This window comes from Bacillus cereus group sp. MYBK139-1, from assembly GCF_051916915.1.
Classification (GTDB): domain Bacteria; phylum Bacillota; class Bacilli; order Bacillales; family Bacillaceae_G; genus Bacillus_A; species Bacillus_A pacificus.
Map to the genome: position 1 here is coordinate 1 of NZ_JBQAHO010000015.1, position 8,537 is coordinate 8,537.

Consider the following 8,537-nt stretch of genomic DNA (forward strand, 5'->3'; position numbering starts at 1 on the left):
AAGTTAGTTTGTCTAGCATCTAAAATAAAAATTGACGTTTCACGTTGTTTGTTTCGTTCAGTTTTCAAAGAACTACTTGGTCGCTCATTTGCGACTTCCTTATGTTAACATTTTCATCTTTCAATGTCAACTAAGTTTTTTATTTCGTTTGTCGCTTTCGACGTTGTTGTCATCGGCGACCTGTTCTATACTACACCTCTATACTCTAATCGTCAATACTTTTCATCTTTTTTATTTTATAAATTATAAAGTTTTTTTATGCTCCTTCCCTAAAGATTAATAAACTAGTGCAGTCACTTTTATAATCGACAGTTTCTACTTTCTAAAGAATGAATATCAAGCCAAACAAATATATATTAAAAGTAGCTTTTTTATTTCGATTACATTCACAATTTCTCATACCACTTCTCTCTAGGAATTATAAATACACCATACCTTTACTAAAAATCTAATTAACTTAGGAGGCGTTATGAAATGCATGTTAATAAGAAAATCATTTATGTATCCCATGATGCCCATTTCCACGGAGCACAACTGCTTTCTTTACATACTATTAAAGCTCTTAAAGAAAACTTTCATTACTCCGTCGCAATTATTTCTATTGGAACGGGCATTTTAATCCAAGATTTTCAAAAGTATGGTCCTGTTTATTGCCTAGAGGAAAACTACCCAACGGAAGAAAAAGTCGAATTATTAATAAAGAAGTTATTATTAAAAGACTATACCATCGCCATATGTAGTACCGTCATAAGTGGTGATATAGTTGCATTACTAGCTAAACATAATATTAAAGTTATTTCATTAATACATGAATTGCCGCATTTAATACAACAGTACTCTGCTGAGGGAAAAGCAAGAAACATTGCCCAATCTGCTCACAAAATTGTCTTCCCTTCACAATACGTGTATGAAAAATTCCGTACAATCACCCAATTAGATCGTCAAAAATGCCACATCCTCCCTCAAGGTTTGTTTAACCACAATCCTTATAAGAACAATATTGCAAAAGCGAGAAACGAATTACGAAAAAAACACAACCTGCCTCTCGATAGCAAAATCATTTTGGGGGTAGGTTTCGCTGATCATCGAAAAGGAATAGATTTATTCTCACTTATTGCTTACTCAGTAAGAAAGGTACATACGAATATTCATTTTATCTGGGTTGGGAAAACAGATGTTCATTTTTTAAATACAATATCCCCAAGATATACAGCACATTTCACATTAGTGGACCCCACTCCAGATATCGGTTTATATAACGCCGGTGCTGATTTATATTTATTAACTTCAAGAGAAGACCCTTTCCCAAACGTAGTTTTAGAAGCATTAGATACCAAAGTCCCTGTTATAGGTTTCAAAAACGCTGGAGGTTTTCAAGATGTTGTTACGGAACAAACCGGCGCATTAGTAGACTATTTAAACTTACCTATGATGCTGGAAAGAATATATGAACTTATTGGGAATGAAGATTTACGATTACAAAAAGGGACCTTTGGCCAAGAACTTATTGAAAGAGATTTCAACTTTCTTGATTACGTTTATCAATTATTAAACTTGCTTGAGCATAATTATAAAAAAATAAGCGTCATTGTACCGAACTATAATTACGAAAAATACTTACCGGAACGAGTTAAATCCATATTAAACCAAACCTATCCCCTTTACGAACTAATCTTCCTAGACGATGCCTCTACTGACAATAGCGTATCTATATTTGAAAAGCTGCTCTCAAACGAAAATAAACACCACCTGAAAGTTCAGCAGATTATTAATGATAAAAACTCTGGTTCTGTATTTAAACAATGGATAAAAGGTGTCTCTGCAGCAACCGGTGATTATATTTGGATTGCTGAGGCTGATGACTTATGTGATCAGACATTTTTAGAAGAAGTAATACAAGGGTTTCATATAGATAGTGATGTTACCTTAAGCTACACACAATCAAAACAAATAGATGAACAAGGAAATATCATGGCCAATCATTATTTGGATTACACAAATGATATTGATAAGGAAAAATGGCAGAGTTCTTATGTCCGAAAAGGGATAGATGAAATACAAGATACGTTACTTATCAAAAACACCATACCTAATGTCTCAAGTGTAGTTTTTAAAAACATAGATATAAAAACAATAGCAAAACAATTGGAAAAGTTTAAAATAGCTGGTGATTGGTTTTTCTATGTTTCTCTTCTTAAAGAGGGGAACATTTATTTTAATCCAAAACCTCTAAACTATCATAGACGACATACAAATAGCGTAACAAGAACAGAAGATTCATATTCCCATTACAGTGAAGTTGTACAAATGCAGAATTTCATTAAAGACACCTTTACTATCGACGACATTTCAAAAAAGAAAATGTATGCATATAGAAAGTACCTTGAAACATATTTGAAGGTTTAATTATATATTTTCTTTATCATCAGTATCTCTTGTAAGACATTACTATTATTTAAGGGGTGTTACTCTTTGAAAGAATTTATAGAGGCAAATAAACATTTGATTTCTCAAATTGCACAAAAATACAATGTAAGTGCAAATATCCACCCAGAGGATCATATCTTTCAATTCCTTGTCACAAATCCAGTCTTTCCATCTAAAAAAGAAGCAATAGATTATTATTTTAAAGATGGAAGAAAATCAGCAGAAACACTCTTAGATTTAATTACTTCCTTTTCTCCTCTTGTAGACACTCCAATTCAATTATTAGAATTCGCATCCGGATATGGCTGCGTAACACGTCATTTATTAAATCAGCAAACGAACTTAAGTATAACTACTTGTGATATACACGAAGAGGCTATTACTTTTATTGAAAGCACATTACATACTTCATCTCTATTATCTCACCCTGAACCAGAACAAGTAAAATTAGCCTCGTCTACGTACGATATCGTTTTTTGTCTATCCTTTTTTTCTCATATGCCTGATACAACTTGGTTTCGTTGGCTTCAGACATTGTATAATGCTGTTTCCCCTGGCGGATTACTCATTTTCACAACTCATGGATATCAAAGTAAAAAGTACTTCGGCTTTCCCGCTTTAAATAAAAAGGGTTATTGGTTTCTCCCCTCTAGCGAACAACTCGATTTAGATGTGCATCAATACGGGCAAACGATCGTTAGCCCCTCTTACGTATGTGACAAAATTAAATTATTACCTTATAATCCTATTATCAAAAAATACACTGAAGGTTTTTGGTGGGAACATCAAGATCTTTGGGTAATAAAAAAAGAAATAAAATAATAAACCACGCTCTACTTATACAGAAGTAGGGCATGGCTTATTATTTTTTACTATATAAGAACTCTTCAATCCATAGCTTATTTAATCTAATTCCACTTTTGAAATCCACTTTCGGTTCCCAATTACATTCTCGTCTTACTCTATCTATATTTAAAATGATTTTTTGAACGTTTTCTTGCTTTTGTTTATAGCAGATAAAGTCCACTTTTCTTTCCGTTAATTTCTCCAATTCTACTATAATTCGTTTTAAAGAGAGACCCTTTCCGCTACCTATATTATACACACAAAATTTCAAGTGATTTAATTGCGATAGTTGTATAGTAACTTCCACTAAATCATCGATATAAATATAATCTCGAATAATCTCTTGTGGATTCCCATATATATTAATCTTTTCATTACTGAGATGCTGATACAAAAAACAATTTATTGCTCCAACTTTCTTTAACGGGTTTTGATATTTTCCATACGGATTAGAATATCTACATACAACATAGTCCATTCCATATTTTTTCTTATAAAAGTACAAATAATTTTCAAGCGACACCTTTGTTATTCCATAAGGAGAAAGTGGTTTTAATGGATGTTCCTCATCAATAGGTAGATATTCCGGTTCACCATAAACTGTGCCTCCAGAAGACGCTAATACGATTTTTTTAATGGGGAAATTTTTAGCACTTTCCATGAAATTAAGAAAAAAAAGGCTACTGTTTATATCTCCGAAAACATCTTCAATTGAAGTTGTTACATTAGACGTTGCAGCTAAATAAATAATAATATCCACATTAACTAAGGCTTTATATATATCTTCAACATTTGCTAAATCACCTTTAATAAATTCAACCTCACTTATAATATTTTGAGGAAAATTATTTATATGTCTGGAAAATACTTTTACATTTTGGCCTTTTTTCAATAAACCTAATGCGAGGTTAATACCAATGAAACTATTTCCACCTACTATTAAATAATTATTCTTCCGCATAATATCCTCTCTAGTAATAAGATTTTTGCTTATCACACCTAGAAATATAAATAAATGAACTTAGTCAATTCTATTATTGAGTCTCTTATAATTGTATGCCCCTTATAAATTTTCATTATCTTTATTTTATATTTTCCCTTTAGAATCACTACCTTATTTAAGCTGCCCCCAAAAAACACTCATAATATTTACTCATTCCTATGAATATATTGGATTAGTAAAAGCTTCCCCCTCTCCATAAATAAAACTTTCAAAAAGGAGCACTACATGTATGAAGAATGTAAATCAAGAGCTTTTAAATCATGTAATTCTACATAAAGATCGAATCCCACATTTCCATAAAGACTTTCCCCTTATACTATTCTGGAGCCACAGAAGCGGATGCACTACTTTAGCTAATTGGTTCTTTTTTCAAATTGGATTGTTTAATGAAGCAAAGAAATACCATGACTTTATTCATTACTATGAATTCTGGGTGTATAAAAACAACACCAACTACATACCAGAGTTACAAAATGGGATTCTAACAGCAGAAAAAGATGTTTGTAAACTCGTACGAAATCCCTATACAAGGGCCGTCAGCTCATTTTTATTACTTGCTGACAATCCATATGCAATTCCTCAATGGGAAAGTATCCGCCAGTATTTATATAATGACAAATATAGTAACCGAGGAATATCATTTAAACAATTTTTATATTACGTTCGAGCATTAGGCCCAAATTCCGTAGCAATGGACATACATTTTAGTCAGCAATACGTTCCGGGTGAAGAAAACTTCATTCAACACTATATTCCTTTAGAAGATTTTAATACACAAATCACCAAAATAGAACATACGTACGATTTGGTTAAATCTAATTTAGCGCTACTTACAAATTCAGATCATCATCGCGCTCATAAAATGATGTATACAGGAAGCTATTCAGAACTCAGCATTACAGATGTCGCCTTCCCTCGCTTTCCGACATATGAAAGTTTTTATGATGAAGAAACAATGGCGTTAGTTACAGAAATATATGCACAAGACTTTGAAATGTATCCGTACACGAAAGGGATATTTTAAATTGATACATTCTTCAATGAATAAAAACGAATGTATCGCATAGCATAAAGTGAAACTTTAATTAGAGTGGGATTCTCCCCCGCTAATTATTCCCTACTATCAATTTTACTGTTATAGATTCCCTAAATTTCACCTACCCTCTTTGAATTCACTGATTATTGACGCATGTGCCATATGCATTTTTTACACAGGAGTGATGTCATGTGGAAGGTAATTTAAAGCACAATAATGGATACTGCGTTATTTGTGAGAAGGAAGCTATATTTATAGAGCATAACGATTGGCTTAGAGATCACTACTTATGTTCTACATGCCACTCTATACCAAGGCAACGAGCTTTAATTCATGTTTTAAATACATTTTTTCCAAAATGGGGTTCCTATCATATTCACGAATCCTCTCCTGGAGGGATTACAACTCAACTACTAATAAAAAACTGCAAAAACTATACATACTCTCAATACTTTAAAAACTATCCTCTCGGCCAATACTTTCAAGGGATTAGATGCGAGAACTTAGAAAACATGACCTTCCAAAATGGATCTTTTGATTTGTTCATTACTCAAGATGTCTTTGAACATGTAATGGAACCAAACAAAGCCTTTAAAGAAATAGAGCGTGTATTAAAGCCTGGTGGTGCTCATGTGTTTACTGTCCCTTGGTACCACACACTTCCAAAAACTTTGCAAAGGGCAAGAATCAACGAGGATGGAATTGAGTATATTGAAGAGCCAATTTATCACGGAAATCCTATTGATGATAATGGGTCTTTAGTAACATTTGACTGGGGCCAAGACATGATTGAATATATTTATACACATGCAAATATGTATACCCTAGTTTATTTACAAAAGGATAAATCACTAGGCTTAGATGCTGAATTTTTACATGTTTTTATTAGTAGAAAACAAGAAAATGATTTTTAGGCACCATATAATTTGGAGGTTAACAAATGGATGACTTTAAGTTAGGAAGTGATTTTGATAACCTTGTTAGCCCGCTTTCTGATGTTGAACTTCTTCATCTATTTATACAAAGTTGCTCACAAACAAAGATAAATGGTATCCCAGTACCTATGTTCCCCCCTGAAGAAATTCAACAACAGTTTGTAGGTGCTTCCTATGAACATGCTCTTTATGAAGCATATTTGTTTTATAGACTTGTAAAAACATATGCCCATAATTTAGGCGTTCCCTTGAATAAAGAACGGAAAATTTTAGACTTTGGTTGTGGCTGGGGAAGAATCATACGCTTCTTTTTTAAAGATGTTCGCCATAAAAATTTGCTTGGTATTGATGTAGACCCTGTAATGATTAACCTTTGTAACGAAACTTTAGGAAGAGGCAGATATAAAATAGCTCCCCCACAACCTCCTGCAGAATTTATTAATGACAATTCATTAGACATCATATTCGCTTATTCTGTATTCTCACATTTATCCGAAGAAACTGCAGAAAATTGGATAAAGGAATTTTCAAGAATTCTTCGTCCAGGTGGCATCTTCATCGCCACAACACAAGCGCGCTATTTTCTCGATTTTTGTCAACAATTTAAGGAACACCCTGAATTAATTCAGACAGGATGGCATAAAACTTTATCTCAAGCTTTTCCAGATATAAATCGTGCCATCTCGGATTATGAAAGCGGCAATTTTGTCCACAGCCCTACGGGAGCTGGAGACGTTAGAAATAGTAGCTTCTACGGAGAAACTGTTATACCTAGAACTTATATTAAAAATCACTATGAGAAGTATTTAAAGCTGCGGGACTTTTTTGATGATGCAAACCGATTACCCCAAGCTCTATTTGTTCTCCAAAAAGATTAACTCTTTCGCTCATTGTATAATGAAGATTATTTTATTTCTCAGCCGTATATATTAAAACATTAAAGATTTCCATATCAAGCAAACTGTACAAAAAAATTCATTATGAGGCATAAACAGAGTAAGTAAATAACGGTTCTCATGCTTTAACTAGATTCGAAAAATCAAAAATAACTTCCCACCACTTGAACTACGAAGCACATAAGGGGGATATATCTTGAAAATAATTGCTTTTTACTTACCACAGTTTCATCAAATAAAAGAAAATGACCGATGGTGGGGAAAAGGTTTTACTGAATGGACAAATACTAAAAGTGCACGACCTTTATTTTCAGGACATTATCAACCTAGAGAACCTTATCAAGATTTTTATTACGACTTAACCACCCCATCCGTAAGAAAGTGGCAAGCAGGAATTGCTAAAGCACACGGCATATATGGTTTTTGTTATTACCATTACTGGTTTAAAGGGAAGAGGCTATTGGAGAGACCATTTAATGAGGTACTTCAGATGGGCGAACCAGATTTTCCATTTTGCCTATCTTGGGCAAATGAACCATGGACAAAAACTTGGGATGGTCTTGATAGTCACATATTAATGCCTCAAAATTACGGAGAATTATCAGATTGGAAAGAACACTTTGATTATTTATTACAAGCTTTCCAAGATGAGAGGTATATCCGTATAAATGATAAACCACTATTCATTATTTATCGTCCTGGGCATATACCTAATTGTGAGCAAATGCTTAACTACTGGAATACACTCGCACAAGAAAATGGTTTGAAAGGTATATACTTCACAGAAACATTAAACAGCTTTCCACTTCCTAATATAAATGGATTTGATGCTAGCATTCAATTCGAGCCTTTTTATACAATTGCTCATGATAGTTCTTCCGACATAAATAAGATAATATATGAATCTGGTAAACAAATAAACGCTTGGGATTATGATAAAGTGTGGATGTATATATTAAAACGATCTCCTTCAGAGAAAAAAACATTTCCCGGTGCCTTTGTTGACTGGGATAACACAGCACGCCGCAAAGATTTAAATAGCAGCATTTTCGTAGGCTCTACTCCTGAGAAGTTCACGATATATTTAAGTAAGCAAATCCAGCGCACCTATTCTCTTTACAACAGCGAGTTTTTATTTATTAATGCGTGGAATGAATGGGCAGAAGGTACTTACTTAGAACCCGATAAAAGGCATGGCTTTGCCTATTTAGAAGGAGTTAAACAAGCAATTAACAGAGGCATGAAAGCATACAAAAAAGACGAGTCATTCTGACTCGTCTTACAGTTGCTTGGCGACGTCCTACTCTCACAGGGACAAGGTCCCAACTACCATCGGCGCTAGAGAGCTTAACTTCCGTGTTCGGTATGGGAACGGGTGTGACCTCTCTGCCATC

At 33.6% G+C, this 8,537-nt stretch carries 7 protein-coding genes and 1 rRNA gene; 6 read left to right on the top strand and 2 right to left on the bottom strand.

Annotated elements, in window-relative coordinates:
• Nucleotides 1-474: 474 nt before the first annotated feature.
• Together ACTFRS_RS28325 and ACTFRS_RS28330 are read left to right on the top strand one after the other, a co-directional pair.
• Nucleotides 475-2,406 (top strand): glycosyltransferase, encoded by a 1,932-nt coding sequence (locus ACTFRS_RS28325; protein ID WP_139869843.1) that lies wholly within the window; start codon nt 475-477, stop codon nt 2,404-2,406.
• 66 nt (nt 2,407-2,472) lie between these two features.
• Nucleotides 2,473-3,249: a class I SAM-dependent methyltransferase gene (locus ACTFRS_RS28330; RefSeq protein WP_440025875.1), complete on the top strand. Its 777-nt coding sequence runs from the start codon at nt 2,473-2,475 to the stop codon at nt 3,247-3,249.
• 40 nt (nt 3,250-3,289) lie between these two features.
• Here the strand turns inward: ACTFRS_RS28330 and ACTFRS_RS28335 are convergent, their stop codons facing one another.
• Nucleotides 3,290-4,234: an NAD-dependent epimerase/dehydratase family protein gene (locus tag ACTFRS_RS28335; RefSeq protein ID WP_001230823.1), complete on the bottom strand. Its 945-nt coding sequence runs from the start codon at nt 4,232-4,234 to the stop codon at nt 3,290-3,292.
• 271 nt (nt 4,235-4,505) lie between these two features.
• Here ACTFRS_RS28335 and ACTFRS_RS28340 point away from each other — a divergent pair, with 271 nt between their 5' ends.
• The 4 genes from ACTFRS_RS28340 to ACTFRS_RS28355 all read left to right on the top strand — a co-directional run bounded on the left by ACTFRS_RS28340 (nt 4,506) and on the right by ACTFRS_RS28355 (nt 8,416).
• The gene (locus ACTFRS_RS28340) at nt 4,506-5,300 is read left to right on the top strand and encodes a sulfotransferase family 2 domain-containing protein (RefSeq protein WP_440025877.1); all 795 of its coding nucleotides are present in this window, start codon (nt 4,506-4,508) and stop codon (nt 5,298-5,300) included.
• Nucleotides 5,301-5,503: 203 nt separating this feature from the next.
• Nucleotides 5,504-6,226 carry a class I SAM-dependent methyltransferase gene (locus ACTFRS_RS28345; protein ID WP_139869847.1) on the top strand — a complete coding sequence of 241 codons (723 nt, stop codon included), beginning with the start codon at nt 5,504-5,506 and terminating at the stop codon, nt 6,224-6,226.
• A 26-nt stretch (nt 6,227-6,252) separates the two neighbouring features.
• Nucleotides 6,253-7,125: a class I SAM-dependent methyltransferase gene (locus tag ACTFRS_RS28350; protein WP_139869848.1), complete on the top strand. Its 873-nt coding sequence runs from the start codon at nt 6,253-6,255 to the stop codon at nt 7,123-7,125.
• A 214-nt stretch (nt 7,126-7,339) separates the two neighbouring features.
• A complete protein-coding gene (locus tag ACTFRS_RS28355) occupies nt 7,340-8,416 on the top strand; it encodes a glycosyltransferase WbsX family protein (RefSeq protein WP_139869849.1) in 1,077 nt (358 codons plus the stop codon).
• Between the two features lie 14 nt (nt 8,417-8,430).
• Here ACTFRS_RS28355 and rrf read toward each other — a convergent pair.
• A 5S ribosomal RNA gene (gene rrf / locus ACTFRS_RS28360) occupies nt 8,431-8,537 on the bottom strand; the annotation flags it as partial.